Annotated in this window: 20 protein-coding genes; 5 read left to right on the top strand and 15 right to left on the bottom strand. The window is 67.3% G+C overall.

Going from position 1 to position 16,602, the window contains the following annotated elements; genetic code table 11:
- The first annotated feature begins 65 nt into the window (after positions 1 to 65).
- Both BZF57_RS21710 and BZF57_RS02675 read left to right on the top strand, forming a co-directional pair.
- Positions 66 to 197, top strand: coding sequence for a hypothetical protein (locus BZF57_RS21710; RefSeq protein WP_276206596.1), 132 nt, complete (start codon positions 66 to 68; stop codon positions 195 to 197).
- Positions 198 to 306: 109 nt separating this feature from the next.
- Positions 307 to 438, top strand: a complete 132-nt coding sequence (locus tag BZF57_RS02675; RefSeq protein WP_086734321.1) for an Entericidin EcnA/B family protein — start codon at positions 307 to 309, stop codon at positions 436 to 438.
- Here BZF57_RS02675 and BZF57_RS02670 read toward each other — a convergent pair.
- From BZF57_RS02670 to BZF57_RS20560, 15 genes are all read right to left on the bottom strand, one after another.
- Positions 435 to 1,031 (bottom strand): DUF938 domain-containing protein, encoded by a 597-nt coding sequence (locus BZF57_RS02670; RefSeq protein WP_086734319.1) that lies wholly within the window; start codon positions 1,029 to 1,031, stop codon positions 435 to 437. The two genes, BZF57_RS02675 and BZF57_RS02670, sit on opposite strands and share 4 nt — an antisense overlap.
- A 1-nt stretch (position 1,032) precedes the next feature.
- Positions 1,033 to 2,595 carry a long-chain-fatty-acid--CoA ligase gene (locus BZF57_RS02665; protein WP_086734317.1) on the bottom strand — a complete coding sequence of 521 codons (1,563 nt, stop codon included), beginning with the start codon at positions 2,593 to 2,595 and terminating at the stop codon, positions 1,033 to 1,035.
- Between the two features lie 58 nt (positions 2,596 to 2,653).
- On the bottom strand, positions 2,654 to 3,106 hold the full coding sequence (locus BZF57_RS02660; protein WP_086734315.1) for an ABA4-like family protein: 453 nt from the start codon (positions 3,104 to 3,106) through the stop codon (positions 2,654 to 2,656).
- Positions 3,103 to 3,825 (bottom strand): NAD(P)H-binding protein, encoded by a 723-nt coding sequence (locus BZF57_RS02655; RefSeq protein ID WP_086734312.1) that lies wholly within the window; start codon positions 3,823 to 3,825, stop codon positions 3,103 to 3,105. Before BZF57_RS02655 ends, BZF57_RS02660 begins: the two co-directional genes overlap by 4 nt.
- Positions 3,818 to 4,981: a deoxyguanosinetriphosphate triphosphohydrolase gene (locus BZF57_RS02650; RefSeq protein WP_086734310.1), complete on the bottom strand. Its 1,164-nt coding sequence runs from the start codon at positions 4,979 to 4,981 to the stop codon at positions 3,818 to 3,820. The genes BZF57_RS02655 and BZF57_RS02650 overlap by 8 nt, the downstream gene beginning before the upstream one ends.
- 275 nt (positions 4,982 to 5,256) lie before the next feature.
- Positions 5,257 to 5,961, bottom strand: a complete 705-nt coding sequence (locus BZF57_RS02645; protein WP_086734308.1) for an aspartate/glutamate racemase family protein — start codon at positions 5,959 to 5,961, stop codon at positions 5,257 to 5,259.
- Positions 5,962 to 6,057: 96 nt separating this feature from the next.
- Positions 6,058 to 7,044 (bottom strand): alpha/beta fold hydrolase, encoded by a 987-nt coding sequence (locus BZF57_RS02640; protein WP_086734305.1) that lies wholly within the window; start codon positions 7,042 to 7,044, stop codon positions 6,058 to 6,060.
- On the bottom strand, positions 7,041 to 8,057 hold the full coding sequence (locus tag BZF57_RS02635; protein WP_086734303.1) for an SO2930 family diheme c-type cytochrome: 1,017 nt from the start codon (positions 8,055 to 8,057) through the stop codon (positions 7,041 to 7,043). Before BZF57_RS02635 ends, BZF57_RS02640 begins: the two co-directional genes overlap by 4 nt.
- Positions 8,054 to 9,259 carry a parallel beta-helix domain-containing protein gene (locus tag BZF57_RS02630; protein ID WP_086734301.1) on the bottom strand — a complete coding sequence of 402 codons (1,206 nt, stop codon included), beginning with the start codon at positions 9,257 to 9,259 and terminating at the stop codon, positions 8,054 to 8,056. The genes BZF57_RS02635 and BZF57_RS02630 overlap by 4 nt, the downstream gene beginning before the upstream one ends.
- 88 nt (positions 9,260 to 9,347) lie before the next feature.
- Positions 9,348 to 9,689, bottom strand: a complete 342-nt coding sequence (locus tag BZF57_RS02625) for a hypothetical protein (RefSeq protein ID WP_086734298.1) — start codon at positions 9,687 to 9,689, stop codon at positions 9,348 to 9,350.
- Positions 9,690 to 9,696: 7 nt separating this feature from the next.
- Positions 9,697 to 11,151, bottom strand: a complete 1,455-nt coding sequence (locus tag BZF57_RS02620) for an NAD(P)(+) transhydrogenase (Re/Si-specific) subunit beta (RefSeq protein ID WP_086734296.1) — start codon at positions 11,149 to 11,151, stop codon at positions 9,697 to 9,699.
- Positions 11,152 to 11,154: 3 nt separating this feature from the next.
- Positions 11,155 to 11,436, bottom strand: coding sequence for an NAD(P) transhydrogenase subunit alpha part 2 (locus BZF57_RS02615; RefSeq protein WP_086734294.1), 282 nt, complete (start codon positions 11,434 to 11,436; stop codon positions 11,155 to 11,157).
- Between the two features lie 20 nt (positions 11,437 to 11,456).
- Complete coding sequence (locus BZF57_RS02610) at positions 11,457 to 11,822, bottom strand: PH domain-containing protein (RefSeq protein ID WP_086734292.1); 366 nt, start codon at positions 11,820 to 11,822, stop codon at positions 11,457 to 11,459.
- 4 nt (positions 11,823 to 11,826) lie between these two features.
- On the bottom strand, positions 11,827 to 12,948 hold the full coding sequence (locus BZF57_RS02605) for an NAD(P) transhydrogenase subunit alpha (protein WP_086734290.1): 1,122 nt from the start codon (positions 12,946 to 12,948) through the stop codon (positions 11,827 to 11,829).
- Positions 12,949 to 12,959: 11 nt separating this feature from the next.
- Positions 12,960 to 13,082, bottom strand: coding sequence for an aa3-type cytochrome c oxidase subunit IV (locus BZF57_RS20560; protein ID WP_143738318.1), 123 nt, complete (start codon positions 13,080 to 13,082; stop codon positions 12,960 to 12,962).
- A 302-nt stretch (positions 13,083 to 13,384) separates the two neighbouring features.
- Here BZF57_RS20560 and BZF57_RS02600 point away from each other — a divergent pair, with 302 nt between their 5' ends.
- The 3 genes from BZF57_RS02600 (at position 13,385) to BZF57_RS02590 (ending at position 16,544) form a co-directional block, all read left to right on the top strand.
- Positions 13,385 to 14,821 carry a sigma-54-dependent transcriptional regulator gene (locus tag BZF57_RS02600; RefSeq protein WP_086734622.1) on the top strand — a complete coding sequence of 479 codons (1,437 nt, stop codon included), beginning with the start codon at positions 13,385 to 13,387 and terminating at the stop codon, positions 14,819 to 14,821.
- 134 nt (positions 14,822 to 14,955) lie between these two features.
- A complete protein-coding gene (locus BZF57_RS02595; protein WP_086734288.1) occupies positions 14,956 to 15,735 on the top strand; it encodes an SDR family oxidoreductase in 780 nt (259 codons plus the stop codon).
- Between the two features lie 47 nt (positions 15,736 to 15,782).
- Positions 15,783 to 16,544: an SDR family NAD(P)-dependent oxidoreductase gene (locus BZF57_RS02590; protein WP_086734286.1), complete on the top strand. Its 762-nt coding sequence runs from the start codon at positions 15,783 to 15,785 to the stop codon at positions 16,542 to 16,544.
- Positions 16,545 to 16,602 lie beyond the last annotated feature (58 nt).

Raw genomic sequence — 16,602 nt, 5'->3', positions numbered from 1 at the left:
ATGAACCTTTCGGGCAATTGCTCCGGTTCGGCCCTGCAGGGACAACCACGAAGGAGCACCCTGCCATGACCAACCGTACCCTTATCACCGCGCTCGCCCTGTCGGCAGCCGCGCTCGCCACCGCTGCCTGCAACACCGTCGAAGGCGCAGGCGAGGCCCTCCAGTCGGCCTCGCGCGAGGTAGAAAAGGAAATCTGACCGGGCGGGCCTCGCCCATCCATCGGGCAGGGGCGGCGATTCACCGCATTGTCAGGAATTTTGCGACAGGTTGTGCGTTGATCCAGCAGGTTTGACGAAGGACCCGTTTATGATTCGCAATGTTCTGACTGCCGCCGCCCTTGCCGCTCTCGCCCTTGGCACCGCGGCCTGCAACACGGTCGACGGCCTTGGCGACGACATCAAGTCGGTCGGCCAGGCGGGCAAGCGCGCGATAGACTAAGCGCTTCGGTACACCAGCACGATATTGTTGGCGGGCAGCGCATGGCGCGCGGTCCGCGCCATGCCGTGCTGCGCAGCAAGCGCATCGAGCGCTTCCGCCTCGCGCAGTCCCCACAGCGGATTGCGCGCCTTGAGGCTTGCGTCGAATTCGAGGTTGGAGGGCGTGGTCTCCACGCCCGCCTCGAGATAGGGCCCGTAAAGGATCAACGGCGCGCCGCTGCCCAACAATTGTGCAGCCCCCCGGAACAGCCCGAGGGTCGCCTCCCACGGGCTGATGTGGACCATGTTGATGCACACGATCGCGTCGGCTCGGGTGACGGGCCACGTCTCGGGCGCGGCGGCATCGAGCAGCAGCGGCGCGGCGAGATTGGTGCCGCCATAGTCGTCGCGATAGGCGGTGATCGAGGCCACCGCCTCGGGCGAGGGATCGGTCGGCTGCCAGTCGAGCGCGGGGAAAGCACCTGCGAAGAACACCGCATGTTCCCCGGTGCCTGCCGCAATTTCGAGCACCGTACCGCGCGCGGGCAATTCCTGCGCGAGCACGGCGGCAATCGGCTCGCGATTGCGCAAGGTGGCGGGGGCGTGCTGTTTCATGTCAGGAGACCTGCCGCTCCTGCCCTTCCCAATAGGGCGCGCGCAACTCGCGGCGCAGGATCTTGCCGCTGGCGTTGCGCGGCATCAGCGGGATCACGTCGACGCTCTTGGGTGCCTTGAACGCCGCGATCCGCTCGCGCGTCCAGGCGATCACGTCGGCCTCGTCGACTTCCATGCCGGGCTTGGCGACGACGCAGGCCTTGACCTCCTCGCCCCACTTGGCGCTCGGCACGCCGATCACGGCGACCTCGGCGATGGCGGGGTGACCGTAGATCGCGCTTTCGACCTCCGCGGGATAGACGTTCTCGCCGCCCGAGATGATCATGTCCTTGATGCGGTCCTGGATGTAGACATAGCCGTCCGCGTCCATCACGCCCGCATCGCCGGTGTGGAGCCAGCCGTCGGCATCGATGGTCTTGGCGGTTGCCTCGGGCAGCTTCCAGTAGCCCGCCGTGTTGGAGGGCGACTTGATGCACACCTCGCCGATCTCGCCGCGCGGAACCTCGACATTGTCCGGCCCGCGCACCTCGATCTCGACCCCGGGGCAGGCCTTCCCCGCCGAGCGCATGCGCTGGTTGCCTTCGAGGCTGTGGTCCTCAGGGGGAAGGATCGAGATCGTACCTGACGTCTCGGTCATGCCGTAGGCTTGCAGGAACTTCGTCGTCGGCATCGTCCGCACCGCTTCCTTGAGCAGCTCCAAGGGCATCGGCGCAGCGCCGTACATCAGGTATTTGAGATTGCTGAAGTCGGTGCTCGCAGCGCGCGGGTGCTGGACGACCATCTGGAGCGCGGCCGGCACGATGAACATATGCGTCGCCCCCGCCTCGATCGCCTCGAGTACGCCGACGGGGGAGAACTCCGCCTGCACGAGGCTCCTCACCCCGCTCGCGACGGCGATGTTCACCAGCCCCGTGCCGCCGATATGCGCGCAAGGCATGGCGACGAGCATGCAGTCGCCCGGCTCGTAGAACTGCCAGTCGAGCCCCTCGGCCACCGCCGCATTGTGCAGGCCGAGGAGGTTGGTGTTCGACAGCATCGCCCCCTTGGGGTTGCCGGTGGTGCCGCTGGTGTAGAGCTGGAGCACCGGATCATGCGGGCCGGGCGGGGTGTAGTCCGCCGGCTCGAACCCGCCTGCCGCCATGCGCGCAGCCTCGGCCTCGATCACTTCGGGATTGGCCGAAACCTCGCCTGCCACGCCATGCGCGGTCTCGACGAAATCGGCGTCGGCAAACAGCAGCTTCGCCTCGGTGTCGGTGAGGATATAGGCGATCTCGCGCGGGGCGAGCCGCCAGCCGATCGGCACCATCACCGCTCCCATCCGCGCCGCGGCGATATAGAGCAGGAAATAGGTGTCGCGGTTCTTGCCCAGCCACGCCACGCGGTCGCCCTTGTCGATCCCGCGCGCCTGCATCAGCGCGATCAGCTGGCGGGTGAGGACATCGGCCTCGGCATAGGTCGTGACCCGCCCCTCCTGATCGAAGGCATGGCCATCGGGGCGCTCCTTCGCCCAGAAATGCAGGATTTCGTCGAAGGTCTGGAATGCGTGATAGGCATTGCGCGCCATGGCCGTGCTCTCTCCCAAAAGCCGTTTGGGAGAATTAAGCAAAAGCCCCCGCGCGGGTCTAGCGAAACCGCCCCTGCCGGCGCGCGGCGGGCTCGCGCGCGATCAGCCAGATCCCGAGGCCCAGCGGCCCTGCGAGGAAGGTCAGCAGCAGCACCGGCGCCTGAAGGAAGCGCGAGACGTTCTTCGCATCGGCATCGCGCGCGATCCAGAGGCCGGTGAACAGGTCGAAGGCGAGGTAATGCGTCCAGCCGATCGTCACCCCGCCATCGGTGGCGAACAGCGCGCGGATGCCGGTGATGGACGTGAAGTCCATGCCCCCGCCGCCCGAATTGGGGATCAGCCCGCTGACCACGCCGATGAGGCCGGTGGCATAGACCAGACACAAGAGGCCGATGCCGAGATAGAGGATCGCCGAGAGCAGCGCGGGCCAGCGCGGCAGCAAGATCAGCGCAGTCCAGCTGACAGCCGCGAGCAGGCTCACCGCCTTGAACACCAGCGCCCAGTCCGTCATGCGACCTCCCCCGGCTCGCCCACGCGGCGCCATTCGCGTGCGGCGCGGCGCATTGCCTCGTTGTCATGGGTGAAGCGCCCGCCCGCACGGCGCAGCGCAAGGCCGAGCGCGGCCTCGGCGACCACGGCTGCGTCGATCGAGCGATAGCGTTCCCACTTGCCCGACAGCAGCGGATCGATCAGCGGCGCGGCCAGCAGGGCGGCGCGCTCGGCGAAGCGCAGGTCGTCCACCCGCTCGCCGCGCAAGAGGCCGGGGTGGAGAATGTCGAGCCGTTTGAAGCCGACGCGGGTCAGCGCCTCCTCGGTTTCGCCCTTCACGCGCATGTAGAGCGCCTTGGCGCGCTTGTCGGCGCCGGCCGCGCTGACGACGACCATGTTGGGCACGCCCGCGCGCTTGGCCGCCTCGGCCGTGGCGATCACCAGTTCCTGATCAACCGCGCGGAAGGCGGCCTCGTCGCGCCCGGCCTTCTTCCATGTGGTGCCCAGCGCACAGATCAGCGCGCGCGGGCGCACCGCGTCGAGCACCTCGCCCCATTTGTCGGGTTCGGAGACGAACATCTCCATCCGCGCGCCCGGCGGCAACGGGGCCTCGCGCCGGGCGATACCGACGATGCGCACCTCGTCGCCCGCGCTGGCGATCTCGATCACCTTGCGCCCGACAAGGCCGGTTGCGCCCACCAGCGCGACGCGCACGGGGCCGATGTGCCGCGGATCAGACATTGATGAGACCCTCCGGCCGCGTGCCATAGATCTGCCCGACCGCCTGCATCGCGAAGCGGTCGCTCATGCCGGCAATGAAATCGGCGATCACCCGCGCGCGCTGCGGCTGCTGAAGCGGGAGCCGCGCGTGCCAGTCATCGGGCATCAGGGTCGCATCCTGCGCATAGGCGGCAAACAGCCGCGCCACCACGTCGCGCGCCTTCTCGGCGGCGGCGATCTGTTCGGGGTGGTAGTAGAGGCGGTCGTACATGAAGGTCTTGAGGCGCCGTTCCTGCGCCGCCATCGCGGGCGAGAAACCGGCGAGCTGGCGTCCGGCAGCGCGCACTTCGGCAACCGAGGACAGGCCGCGCGCCTGCTCCCGCGTGTGCGCAATAGCATCGTTCACCATCATCCCGATCTGGTCGCGTATCATCTCGCGCAGCAGACGCTCGCGCGGGGCGCCGGGAAAGCGCTTTTCGACCGTCCGCCACTGGTCTGCGAGGAAATCCAGCGAAAGCAGGTCGTCGAGCTGGAGGAACCCGGCGCGCAGGCCATCGTCGATGTCGTGGTTGTCATAGGCGATATCGTCCGCCACCGCCGCCACCTGCGCCTCGAGCGAGGGCCAGGTGAGGAGATCGAGCGGGAAGGCCGCGTCCAGTTCCGCCAGCGCCCAGTTCGGCGCGATCACCGGCCCGTTGTGCTTGGCAAGGCCTTCGAGCAGGTCCCAGGTGAGGTTCAGCCCGTCATGATCGGGATAGGGGCACTCGATCCGCATCACGGTGCGCAGCGCCTGCGCGTTGTGATCGAAGCCGCCGTGGCGCTCCATCGATTCCGACAGCGCCGCCTCGCCCGCATGGCCGAAGGGCGGGTGGCCGAGATCATGGGCAAGGCACAGCGCCTCGGTCAGGTCCTCGTCGAGGCCGAGCGCGCGGGCGATCACGCGGCCGATCTGCGCGACTTCAAGGCTGTGGGTCAGGCGGGTGCGGTAATGGTCGCCATCGGGAGCGATAAAGACCTGCGTCTTGGACTTCAGCCGCCGGAAGCTCATCGAATGGATGATCCGGTCGCGGTCGCGCTGGAAGGCGCTGCGCGGGCCGCGGCGCTCTGTTGCAGGCGCTCCGCCGAATTCGCGGACGGGCGCGGCGTCGGGATCGGCGGCGTAGGAAGCGCGGGTCATCACGGGCTCAGCGATTAGGGGAGCGTAGCGCGCGGCTCAACCGGAACGGGGCGCGAACATGGCACGAATCAGGGGAGAGTTATGGAGCCGCCTTCCGGTGATTGGGGGGGAGGAAGGCGGCTCCAAGGGCCCGCGGGCGACCCGAAGACCCGAATTATGCCTGTTACCTAGAAGGTGACAAAATCCGGGGGCGACATAGGTTCAAAGGGTTGCAGATACACCCCGCCCTTGCATGGGTTGCGATGAAACGGGCGATGCGAGGGACAGGACGAAGACTAGTTCACCATTTCCTGTTCGAGGATCCAGTTCGCTGCGGCTTCGCAATGGATTCGGGTGCTGTCGAAGATCGGCAGGACATTGGCATCGACATCGACCACCAGCGCCAGTTCGGTGCAGGCGAGCACAACGGCCTGCGCCCCTTCCTGTTCGGTGTTGGTGATGATCGTCTTCATCGTCCGCTCCGCCTCGCGGCTGACCTTGCCGACCATCAGCTCGTCATAGATGATCCGGTCGAGCATCTCGACATAGGCGAGGTTCGGCGGGAGCAGATCAATCCCGTGTGCTACCAGACGCTTACGGTAGAAGCTCTCGGTCATCACATTGCGCGTGCCGAGCAGCGCGGCGCTGGTTTTGCCGGCGCGCTTCATGGCGAGGCCGACATATTCGGCGATGTGGAGGATCGGCACGTTCACCGATGCGGCGACATCGTCATAGAGGCGGTGCATCGAATTGGCACCGATCACCAGCGCCTCGGCCCCTGCCCCCTCGAGCCGCTTCGCGCTTTCGATGAGCACGCTCGCCGCGCGCTGCCAGTCGGCCTCGGCGGTCAGCGCGTAGAGCTGGCAGAAGTCGAGGCTCTCGATCAGCAGCGGCGCGCTCGCCATCGGGGCGGCGCGTTTCTGGACGATGCGGTTGATCCGGTCGTAATAGGTTGCGGTCGACACCCAGCTCATGCCACCGATGATCCCGAGTTTGCGCAATGCCGGGTGCCCCTTTGTCAGAATGTGCGTGTGCGGATGGCTCTAGGGCCTGCGCGCGGTTCCCGTCCAGTGGGCAGATGACGCGCCCCGTGGCTATCAGGGTTTTGCGCCGGGGGCGTGCTGCGCGAGCCACGGTTCGAGATCGGTGAGCGTGGCGGCGGGCGCCTCCTCGTGGGGCAGGTGGCCGATCTTCGGATAAATGTGGAGCTTGTTCACCGGCAGGGTCTTCGCGAGCCACTGCCCCGCCTCGACCGGGATGATGCGGTCCTCCTCGCCCCACAGGATCAGGGTGGGGGTCTGCACCTTGGCGATGTCTTCGGGTTTGAGCGGATCATAAGGCTGGCTGAAGCGCTTCAATGTCGCGCGGCGGTTGCCGGGATAGCGCAGCAGCTCCCAGTAACGGTCGATAGTGGCCTCGCTCGCGACCGACTTGACCGACACCGACTGCTCGAGGCTTTGCGCGATCAGCGAGCGGGGCGTGATCTGTTCGGCGAGCAGATTGACGCCGGGCATGCGGGCGATCGTGAAGCCGATATTGCCGCTGTCCTTCTTTTCCTCGCCCTTGCGTTCGATCTTGAGCATCGGCCCGCCGCTGCCGTCGACCAGCACAAGGCCCGTCAGCCGCTCGGGATGGGCGATGGCATAGGCAAGCGCGTGCTTGCCGCCCATCGAATTGCCGCCGAGGACGAAGGTCTTGAGCCCCAGCCTGTCCGCCACCTCGCCGATATCGGCGACGAAATTGGCGGTGGAGTAATCCTCCTTCGGATCGGGGCCGGTGAGACCGTGACCGATCTGGTCGAAGCGGATCACGCGATACCTGCCCTTCAAGGCCTGCACCCACGGCTCCCAGGTGTGGAGGTCCGCGTTGGAGCCGTGAAGCAGGATGATCGCTGGCGCATCGCGCGGCCCCTCGTCGCGCAGGTGGACGGTCACGCCGTCGCCGATCGTCACGAATTGCGAGGGCGGCGCGCCGTACTTCGCGCGCATTTCCGCAGGGTCCGTGTCGGGGGTGCGGAAAACGAGGAAGGCGATCACGAGGACGCCAACGAGCGCGAGGAGCCCGCGCTTCAGCCACTTCATCATTTCATCTCCGCAATCCAGCGCCGCACCACCGCGACGCCTTCCCTGTCGACGCTCGCCTTGCCGAGTTCGGGCATGGCGATGCCGGGCTCGGCGCTGTTCAGGCGATAGAGCAGGATCGATTCGTCCGGGTGGCCCGCGACGATGGAGAAATCATACTCCCCCGCCCCGCGCCCCGCCGCGACCGGGCGCTTGCCGATGCCGTAGGCGTGGGGATCGCGCTGCTCCCAGCGCAGGTCGAGCCCCGAGTTCGAGGCGCCCCCGCCCGGCTGGTGGCAATGCGCGCAGTTCACATCGAGATAGGCACGCGCGAGCGGCTCGGCCGCGTCCTTGGGCTTGCGGGCCGCCCAGACGGGCATGGTCGCCGCGCCCGGCGGGATCCGGTCGAGCTTGCCCTCCTTCAGCATCCCGCCCAGCCACTTGACCGAAAGGTTGCGCGCCTTCGGCCCGATAGGGACAGTACGGTTGGCGTTGGAATGGCAGGTCTTGCACTGGTTCTTGTTGGGGATGGCATAGGAGATCGCCTCGCCCGCCGGCGTCACCAGATCGACCCGCCCGCCCGCCAGCGCCAGCGTCGCCTCGGTCTGCTCGGCGTTCCAGCGATAGGGCAGCGCCACCCAGCCATTGGCGCGGTGGAGCAGCACGCGGGTCTCGATCAGCCGGCGCTCGCTCCCCTCGCCGAAGGCAAAGGTCTTGATGATCGCCGAACCGACCGGGAATTGCAGCAGGCCCTCCCCGTCCGCGGTCAGCTGCGTGCCGTCGGGCAGGTAGATGAAGCGCAGCTTCTCCGCCCCGTCCGACCACAGCGGTGTATTGAGCGCGTAAGGATAGACGAAATCCTGCGGCAGCTGCCGCGCGCCATCCTTGAAGAAGCCGAACTCCGATAGCTTGGCCGGAAAGGCCTCGCCCCGGATCGCGGCGTCGTTCACGAGGCTCGGCACCAGCACCGTCGCATGGGCCAGCGCGCCGCCGAGCGTGGCGCAGGCGAGCGCAAGGATGGCGAGACCGCGCCTCACTTCAGCCGCGCCTCCAGCGCTGCGGGCGCGCCGACCTTGGGGAATTCCCAGCTTTCCAGCGGCGTCAGTTCGAGCGGCCCGGGCTGGGCTTCGGCGATCGACTGGCCGGGCTTCGAGAGATTGAGCGTCCAGCCGCTCACGCCCTCCGCGATGCGCAGGCCGGTGTCGTCATCCTCCTTGATCCCGTCCCACAGCACCGGCGGCAGCGCGCCGCCGAAGGCCGCGAGCAGCGCTTCCTTGCCATCGAGCTGCGGATCGTCCCCGCCGCGCCCGAAGGCATTGGGGCCGATGATCACGTTGCGGGCATAGGGGTTGTAGCGCGGGTCGTCGAAGGGCTGGAGATAGGCGACCACCATGATGTGCGCGGTCGGGTTGTTCTCGAAGGCGTTCTCCTCGATCAGCACGCCGTCATTCGCCATCACCAGCACCCCTGTGCCGCGCCGCACAGAGGCGACGATGTTGCCCTTGGGCGCGAAGTTGGGGGTGTCATTGTCCTTGAGGATGTTCTCGCGCAGGATCACGTTGCCCCCGCCCATCACCGGCAGGCCGGGCAGGTCGAACACCAGCAGCCCGCCGGTGTTCTTCGAGGCGATGTTGTTCGTCACCAGCGCATTGCGGCTGTTCTCGATCTCGATCCCGGCGACGTTGTAGGTGACGATGTTCTCGCTCACCGTGATGTCGCGGCTCTGGCCGACATAGATCCCGGCGTCGGACGCGCCCGAGACCTTGGAATTGGTGACCAGCACGCCGGTGCTCTCGACCGGGTAGATGCCGTAGGCGCCATTGGTTTCTTTCGGCCCGCCGGTCCATTCGACGCGGATGCCCGAGTAGACGATGTTGTCCGCGCCCTTGGACTTGATCCCGTCGCCCTTGGGGTTCTCGACCCCGAAATCGCGCAAGGTGACGTTGTCCGAGGTGACCAGCAGCCCCTCGCCCGCGCCCTGCTGGGTGGTAAAATCGAGGACCGACTTGTCCATCCCCGCGCCGCGCACCGTCACCCCGTCAACGTCGAGGCTGAGCCCGTCGGTGAGCGTGAAGCGGCCCTCGCCCAGCTCGATCACGTCGCCCGGGGCTGCGAGGATCAGCGCCTCCTGCAACCGCGCCCCCGCCCCCTCGCCCGCAGCGACGCGGTGCGTTTCGGCGGCAAGCGGCGAGGCGGCGGCTCCGGCGAGCAGCGCGGCGGCGAAAGCGATGCGGTTCATGATGGTCTCCCTCTCCGGCGCCTGTTGTGGCGCATCGGGGGGAGGGATGGCAAGCGCCTCAAGCAGCAATGCGGCAGGGGCGAAAGGCTCAGCCGAGACCGATGGTGCAGAGGCCCGCCGAAGTCGTCAGCACAGCCACCGCCTCGCCATCGCCGACGCGGCGCAGGCGCTTGACGAGTTCGCCGAGGCCATAGCCTTCTTCGGGCTCGCCTTCCTGCGGGGCCATGCCCTGCCGCAGCTTCCACAGCTGACCGAGCGAGAGCCGGTCGACCATGCGCTCCGCCATGCATTCGGCGCGCTTCTCGCCGATGCCGGATTCGACCAGCGCGGATTTGACGCGCATCTCGACAAGCGGGTTGGCGAGGCCGCTGAACAGCGCCCCCGCCCCCAGAACCACGATCAGCAGAAGTCCGATCAGCAGCTTGCGCATATCCGGATCAGTCCAGCGACTTGACGATTTCCTCGACCATCTTCTTCGCGTCGGCGAGGAGCATGACGGTCTGGTTCATGTAGAACACGTCGTTGTCGACCCCGGCATAGCCGACACCGCCCATCGAGCGCTTGATGAAGAACACCTGCTTGGCCTTGTCGACATCGAACACCGGCATCCCGTAGATGGGGCTGGACTTGTCGGTCTTAGCTGCGGGGTTCACCACGTCGTTCGCGCCGATGATGAAGGCGACGTCGCACTGGGCGAACTCGGAGTTGATGTCCTCCAGTTCAAACACCTCATCGTAAGGCACGCTGGCTTCGGCGAGGAGCACGTTCATGTGCCCCGGCATACGGCCCGCGACGGGGTGGATGGCGTACTTCACCTCCACGCCCTTTTCCTTGAGCTTGTCACCCATCTCGCGCAGCGCGTGCTGGGCCTGGGCAACCGCCATCCCGTAGCCCGGGATGATGATGACCTTCTCGGCCTGTTCGAGCATGTAGGCGGCGTCTTCGGCCGAGCCCTGCTTGTAGGGGCGCTGTTCGCGCGCACCGCCACCGCCGCCCGCGCCTGCGTCGGCACCGAAGCCGCCCGCGATCACGCTGATGAAGCTGCGGTTCATCGCGCGGCACATGATGTAGCTGAGGATCGCCCCCGAGGAGCCGACCAGCGCGCCGGTGATGATCATCGCGGTGTTGCCGAGGGTGAAGCCCATCGCCGCCGCGGCCCAGCCCGAGTAGGAGTTGAGCATCGAGACGACCACCGGCATGTCCGCGCCGCCGATCGGGATGATCAGCAGGAAGCCGATGATGAAGGCGAGGATCGCGACGGCAATCACCATCCAGCCCTCGCCCGCCGCGCCCTGCGGCGAGACGGTGTAGAGCGCGATCAGCCCGAGGATCGCCGCGAGCGTGCCGAGGTTGATGACATGGCGGCCCGGCAGCATGATCGGCGAGCCGCTCATGCGGCCCGAGAGCTTCATGAAGGCGATGACCGAGCCGGAGAAGGTGATCGCCCCGATGGCGATGCCGAGGCCGAGTTCGATGCGGCTGACCGCGAGGATCTGCCCCGCGGCGTCGACGATGCCGAAGGACTGCGGATCGAGCCACGCGCCGAAGCCCACCACCACCGCCGCAAGGCCCACCAGCGAGTGGAAGCCGGCGACCAGTTCGGGCATCTGCGTCATGGCGATGCGCCGCGCGACGACCACGCCGATCGCCCCGCCGATGGCGAGCGCGATGGCGATCTCGACGATGTTGGCGATGTCGTGGGTGACGAGCGTCGTCACCAGCGCGATGGCCATGCCGATCATGCCGTTGCGGTTGCCTGCACGCGAGGTCGCCGGGCTCGAAAGCCCGCGCAGCGCGAGGATGAAGAACACGCCCGCCGCAAGGTAGGCGAGCATCGCCCAGGCCGGAACGCCGCCACCATGGGCTGCTGCCGAGAGGATGGAGAAGGTCATCTCTTACTTCTCCTTCTTCTTGTACATCGCGAGCATGCGCTCGGTCACGGCGAAGCCGCCGAAGATGTTGATCGCGGCGAGCACCACGCCGAACAGGCCGAGATACTTGGCAATCGGGCTATTGGCCTCGGCTGAAGCGATCAGCGCACCGACGATGATCACCGAGGAGATCGCGTTGGTCACCGCCATCAACGGGGTATGCAGCGCCGGGGTCACCGACCAGACAACGTAATAGCCCACGAAGCAGGCCAGCACGAAGATGCTGAGAATTGAGATGAAGTCCATGAGAGCCCCTCTTTGCCGGTCTATTTTCCGGGCGCGAGATATTCGGTGAGCAGCGTCACCAGCCCCGGCACGTCGGCGCCGCGGCTGAGGTTGAAGGCGATCGGCGCAGAGCCCGAAACCGTCAGCGTCACTTCGGTATCGAGATCGAAATGCCCGGCGCTCTCCAGCGTGAAGGTGGTGATCGCACGGTACGGGATCGTCAGGAAGCGCTTCTTCGATCCGGTCAGCCCTTGGATGTCGATCATCAGGATGCGGCGGTCGGTGAAGATGATCGAATCGCGCACCAGCTTGAACGCCATGCGCACCGCCTCGCCCTTGCCGAGGGCATAGGCGAGGTCTTCGGCCGCATCGGCGCTGTCCCAGACAGTGGCGTTGATCAGGCCCATCGGCTCAGCCGAGCAGCCGCTCGTTGACGACCTTGCCGCCCTGCGTCAGGCGGATGGCGTTGCCGATTTCCTCGTCGAGCACGGGCTTGCCGGCCTCCTTGTCCCAGAAGGCGCTGAGGAAGTTGTAGTGGTTGCGCGCGAACAGCGCCGAGGCGTCGGCGGGGAGCGCGGCGGGGGTGTTGGCGTAGCCGATGATCTTGACGCCGTGCTTGACCACGACTTCGTCGGCCACCGAGCCTTCAACGTTGCCGCCCTGCGCCACCGCGAGGTCGAAGATCACGCTGCCCGGCTTCATCGTCGCGATCTGCGCGTCGGTGATGAGGCGCGGCGCGGCGCGGCCCGGGATCAGCGCGGTGGTGATAACGATGTCCTGCTTGGCGATGTGGCTGGAGACCAGTTCGGCCTGCGCCTTCTGGTATTCCTCGCTCATTTCGGTGGCATAGCCGCCCGAACCCTCGCCCTCGATCCCCGCGACGTTCTCGACGAAGATCGGCTTGGCGCCGAGCGACTGGATCTGCTCCTTGGTGGCCGAGCGCACGTCGGTCGCCGAGACCTGTGCGCCCAGACGCCGCGCGGTCGCGATCGCCTGGAGGCCGGCAACGCCCACGCCCATGATGAAGACGCGCGCGGCCTGCACCGTGCCGGCCGCGGTCATCATCATCGGGAAGGCGCGGCCATAGGCATCCGCCGCCGCCAGCACGGCCTTGTAGCCCGCAAGGTTCGACTGCGAGGACAGCACGTCCATCGACTGCGCGCGGGTGATGCGCGGCATGAATTCCATGCTCAGCGCCTCAAAGCCGCCTGCGGCATAGGCCTCGACCACATCTTTCTTGGTGAAGGGATCGAACAGCGCCGCTACCCATGCGCCGGGCTTGGCACCCTTGAGCAGCGCGAGGTCAGGCGCCTGGATGCCGAGCACGATGTCGGCATCCTTCACCGTCGCCGCCGCCGTGCCGACGCTCGCGCCCGCTTCGGCATAGGCCGCATCCTCGACCGAAGCGGTGACGCCCGCCCCCGCCTCGACCGCGACTTCGACACCGAGGCCGACAAACTTCTTCACCGTTTCCGGCGTGGCGGCGACGCGCGTCTCGCCCGAGGCGCGCTCCTTCAGGATGGCGATCTTCACTTAGCGGCCGCTTAGCTGGCGATTGCCGCGACGACCGCGAAGGCGATCACCGCAATCACGGGCACAGCCCACTTCAGCGTGGCCATGAAGCCCGTGTAGGTGGCCTCGGCCTTTTCCATGTCGTGAACGCTCATGATGTCTCTTCCCCTTGGGCTCCTCAATGCTCGGGCGAGCGATTGGTTGCCGGATGGTTGCGAAAAAAGCGGGCGCCGTTGCCCATGGCGCCCACGTATCGGAGCCGCGCGCCTATCTCAAGTCACCTTTAGTGAGAGGCGCGCGCTGTCCGCAGCCATCTGCGCGCCGCGGCTTTCTGTGCCGGAGCGGGACAGCCTTAATCACGTCTTTACCTCCCCGTCTTATGCATGGCGGGTGATGTTGTGCGGGCCGTCTGCCCGCGCGTGACGAGGGAAAGAAAGCGGCACGAGCGATGGCAGAGATGGATTGCCTCCCCCAGGCGCAGGACGATGCGCGAATCGTCATGCTCATCGATGACGAGCCTGCACAGAGCCGCCTGATCACCGCGATCGCCGCGCGCGACGGCTGGCGCACGATCGTCGCCCCGGACGCCGAGACCGCGATCGCCATGCTCGGCACGCGCGAGGGGATGCAGCTTTCCGCGATCCTGCTCGACCAGTGGGTGCCGGGCGACGATGCCTGCGCGCTGATCGCCGAACTGAAGTCGCGCCGCCCGGCGCTCCCCATCCTGATGCTCACCACCAGCGCCTCGCCGCTGCTCGCGGTCGAGGCGATGCGGGCGGGCGCTTCGGACTATCTGGTCAAGCCTGTCTCCCCCGACCGGCTGATGGAGGCGCTGCGCAGCGTCACCACCCGCGAAAGCCCGCGCGACGAGCTTGCGCCGCTGACCGAGAAAATGGCCGCGCATCTCGATTTCGACGCGATGATCGGCACCGCCCCGCAATTCCGCGCCGCGCTGGCGCAGGCCGCCAAGGCCGCGCGCGGCCACGGCCATGTGCTGATCGAGGGCGAAAGCGGCACCGGCAAGGAAATGCTGATGCGCGCGATGCACGGCGCATCCCCGCGTGCCAAGGAAAGCTTGCGGATCATCAACCTCGCCTCGATCCCCCCGGGCTCGATCGATTCGGTGCTGTTCGGCCACGAACCCGGCAGCTTCCCCGGCGCCTTCGACCGCCAGATCGGCGCCTTCCAGCATTGCGACGGCGGCACGCTGATCCTCGACGAGATCGACCGCCTCACCCCCGTTCTCCAGCAGCGCCTCGCCGAGGCGCTCGATAGCGGCATCATCCGCCCCGTCGGCGCAAGCTACGGCTTCCGCGTCGACGTGCGCCTGCTGGTCACCAGCAATGTCGGGCTCGACCGGATGGTCGAAGCCGGCCAGTTCGACGCGGGCCTTGCCGCCAAGCTGGGTGCGACGCGCATCGTCCTGCCCGCCCTGCGCGACCGCACCGGCGATATCCCCGCGCTCACCCGCCACTTCCTCGCCCGCATCGGCGAGCAGCCGGGCCTCAACCATCTTTCGGTGAGCGATTCCGCGCTGGCCTTGCTCGCCGCCTATGACTGGCCGGGCAATGTCCGCCAGCTGCAATCGGTGCTGTTCCGCGCGGCCGTTTATGCCGAGGGCAATTCGCTCACCGCCGACAGCTTCCCGCAGCTCTCCGAAATGCTGGGCGAGCAGGGCAGCGTCACCATGGCCAGCAGCCACGAGGGCGTGGGCATCATGCTCTACACCCCCGACGGCAACCTGCGTCCGCTCGAGGAGATCGAGGCCGACGTGATCCGCCTCGCCATCGGCCACTATCGCGGCCGCATGACCGAAGTGGCGCGCCGGCTCGGGATCGGGCGCTCGACGCTCTACCGCAAGCTCTCCGACCTCGGGATCGACAACGCGGCCTGATGCCGCTAAGGGGCACGCCTCGGCACGAGGAGTGGGTCAAGTGAACAAGCGTCACCGCTAAGGCGGCAACAGCACAACCGGGCGCGGCCAAAGCCGGACGCCCCCATGTTCACTTGCATTTCCGAGGTTACCCCATGCCTAGACTTTACGGCGCGTTCTGCGTCGTCACCGGCGCTGCGCGCGGCATCGGCCGCGCCATCTGCGCGTCCTTCATCGCCGAGGGCGCCCGCGTCCTCCTCACCGACATCGACACCGAGACCGGTGCGGCCAGCGCGGCGGCGCTCGGCTGCGACTTCCTCAAGCTCGACGTCCGCTCTGAGGCCGATTGGGAGGCGCTCGCCGCGCTTCACCCGCAGGCCGACGTGGTGGTCAACAATGCCGGCATCACCGGGTTCGAGGCGGGGATGGCGCCGCACGATCCCGAACACGCCAGCCTTGCCGACTGGCGCGCGGTCCACGCGGTCAACACCGACGGCACCTTCCTCGGCTGCCGCTATGCCCTCAAGGCGATGCGCGAGGCCCGCAAGGGTTCGATCATCAACATCTCCTCGCGCTCGGGGCTGGTCGGCATTCCCGGGGCGGCGGCCTATGCGGCCTCCAAGGCGGCGATCCGCAACCACTCGAAGTCGGTCGCGCTCTACGCGGCGCAGCAGGGCTGGCAGGTGCGCTGCAACTCGGTCCACCCCGCCGCGGTGCTCATCCCGATGTGGGAGCCGATGCTGGGCGACGGGCCGGAGCGCGAGGCGAACATGGCGGCGCTGGTCGCCGATACGCCATTGAAGCGCTTCGGCACGCCCGAGGAGGTCGCGGCCCTGTGCGTCTTCCTCGCCAGCGAGGAGAGCGCCTACATGACCGGCGCCGAACTCACGCTCGACGGCGGCCTGCTGGCGGGCAGCGCGGCATCGCCGGGCTGAGGCTGGCGGCTTGATTGGCGGGGGCTGCGCGCCTAGCAGCCCCCGCCATGACACAGATTCAGGATTTCGCAGGGCGCAGCGCGCTCGTCACCGGGGCGGCTTCGGGCATCGGGGCGGCCTGTGCCAAGGCGCTCGCGGCACGGGGTGCCAGCAAGCTGGTGCTGGTGGACGTGGACGGCGCGGGGCTCGATGCGCTCGATCTTCAGGCTTGCGAGGTCCACCGCATCACCGGCAGCGTCGCCGACGAGGCGCTTTGGGTGGCACTAGACCCCCTCCTGGCCGGTCTAGACCATGCCGTGGTCAATGCCGGCATAGGTTCAGGGGGCCTTTTGTCGGCGGTTTCGCTGGGCGAATGGCGCCGCGTGATGGCGGTGAACCTCGACGGCGCGTTCCTCACCCTCGCCCATTCCTTGCGGGCGATGGAAGGCCGGCAGGGGAGCGTGGTGGTGGTCTCCTCGACCACGGGGCTGAAGCCGGTGCCGGGGATCGGGCCCTATGGCGTCGCCAAGGCAGCGGTCGCCCACATGGCACGCATCGCCGCGGCGGAGAATGCGAAAAACGGCATCCGCATCAATGCGATAGCCCCCGGCGGTGTCGATACGGCAATCTGGGAAAGCGGCGCGGATTTTCAGGCCTCGGTCGCCCGCATCGGCCGCGAGGCAACCCTCGCCCGCATGGCCAAAACCACCCCCTCGGGCCGCTTTGCCTCCTCGCAGGAGATGGCAGATAGCATCTGCTACCTGCTTTCCGACGCTGCGGCGAACATCACCGGCCACGTGCTGGTATCGGACGGCGGCTTCACGCTCTGAAGGATTTGCGGAGGGGAAATCCTACACTAAGCGCTTGAAATGTTTCACGTGAAACATT

The organism is Erythrobacter colymbi, from assembly GCF_002155685.1.
In the GTDB taxonomy this organism is placed as follows: domain Bacteria; phylum Pseudomonadota; class Alphaproteobacteria; order Sphingomonadales; family Sphingomonadaceae; genus Erythrobacter; species Erythrobacter colymbi.
Note: the sequence above shows the minus strand (reverse complement) of the source record. Positions and strands in the feature narration are given on the sequence as shown.

Coding starts and splice junctions, on each gene's coding strand:
- BZF57_RS21710 (WP_276206596.1), top strand. CDS start 66: ATGACCAACCGTACCCTTATCACCGCGCTCGCCCTGTCGGCAGCCGCG.
- BZF57_RS02675 (WP_086734321.1), top strand. CDS start 307: ATGATTCGCAATGTTCTGACTGCCGCCGCCCTTGCCGCTCTCGCCCTT.
- BZF57_RS02670 (WP_086734319.1), bottom strand. CDS start 1,031: ATGAAACAGCACGCCCCCGCCACCTTGCGCAATCGCGAGCCGATTGCC.
- BZF57_RS02665 (WP_086734317.1), bottom strand. CDS start 2,595: ATGGCGCGCAATGCCTATCACGCATTCCAGACCTTCGACGAAATCCTG.
- BZF57_RS02660 (WP_086734315.1), bottom strand. CDS start 3,106: ATGACGGACTGGGCGCTGGTGTTCAAGGCGGTGAGCCTGCTCGCGGCT.
- BZF57_RS02655 (WP_086734312.1), bottom strand. CDS start 3,825: ATGTCTGATCCGCGGCACATCGGCCCCGTGCGCGTCGCGCTGGTGGGC.
- BZF57_RS02650 (WP_086734310.1), bottom strand. CDS start 4,981: ATGACCCGCGCTTCCTACGCCGCCGATCCCGACGCCGCGCCCGTCCGC.
- BZF57_RS02640 (WP_086734305.1), bottom strand. CDS start 7,044: ATGATGAAGTGGCTGAAGCGCGGGCTCCTCGCGCTCGTTGGCGTCCTC.
- BZF57_RS02630 (WP_086734301.1), bottom strand. CDS start 9,259: ATGAACCGCATCGCTTTCGCCGCCGCGCTGCTCGCCGGAGCCGCCGCC.
- BZF57_RS02625 (WP_086734298.1), bottom strand. CDS start 9,689: ATGCGCAAGCTGCTGATCGGACTTCTGCTGATCGTGGTTCTGGGGGCG.
- BZF57_RS02620 (WP_086734296.1), bottom strand. CDS start 11,151: ATGACCTTCTCCATCCTCTCGGCAGCAGCCCATGGTGGCGGCGTTCCG.
- BZF57_RS02615 (WP_086734294.1), bottom strand. CDS start 11,436: ATGGACTTCATCTCAATTCTCAGCATCTTCGTGCTGGCCTGCTTCGTG.
- BZF57_RS02610 (WP_086734292.1), bottom strand. CDS start 11,822: ATGGGCCTGATCAACGCCACTGTCTGGGACAGCGCCGATGCGGCCGAA.
- BZF57_RS20560 (WP_143738318.1), bottom strand. CDS start 13,082: ATGAGCGTTCACGACATGGAAAAGGCCGAGGCCACCTACACGGGCTTC.
- BZF57_RS02600 (WP_086734622.1), top strand. CDS start 13,385: ATGGATTGCCTCCCCCAGGCGCAGGACGATGCGCGAATCGTCATGCTC.
- BZF57_RS02595 (WP_086734288.1), top strand. CDS start 14,956: ATGCCTAGACTTTACGGCGCGTTCTGCGTCGTCACCGGCGCTGCGCGC.
- BZF57_RS02590 (WP_086734286.1), top strand. CDS start 15,783: ATGACACAGATTCAGGATTTCGCAGGGCGCAGCGCGCTCGTCACCGGG.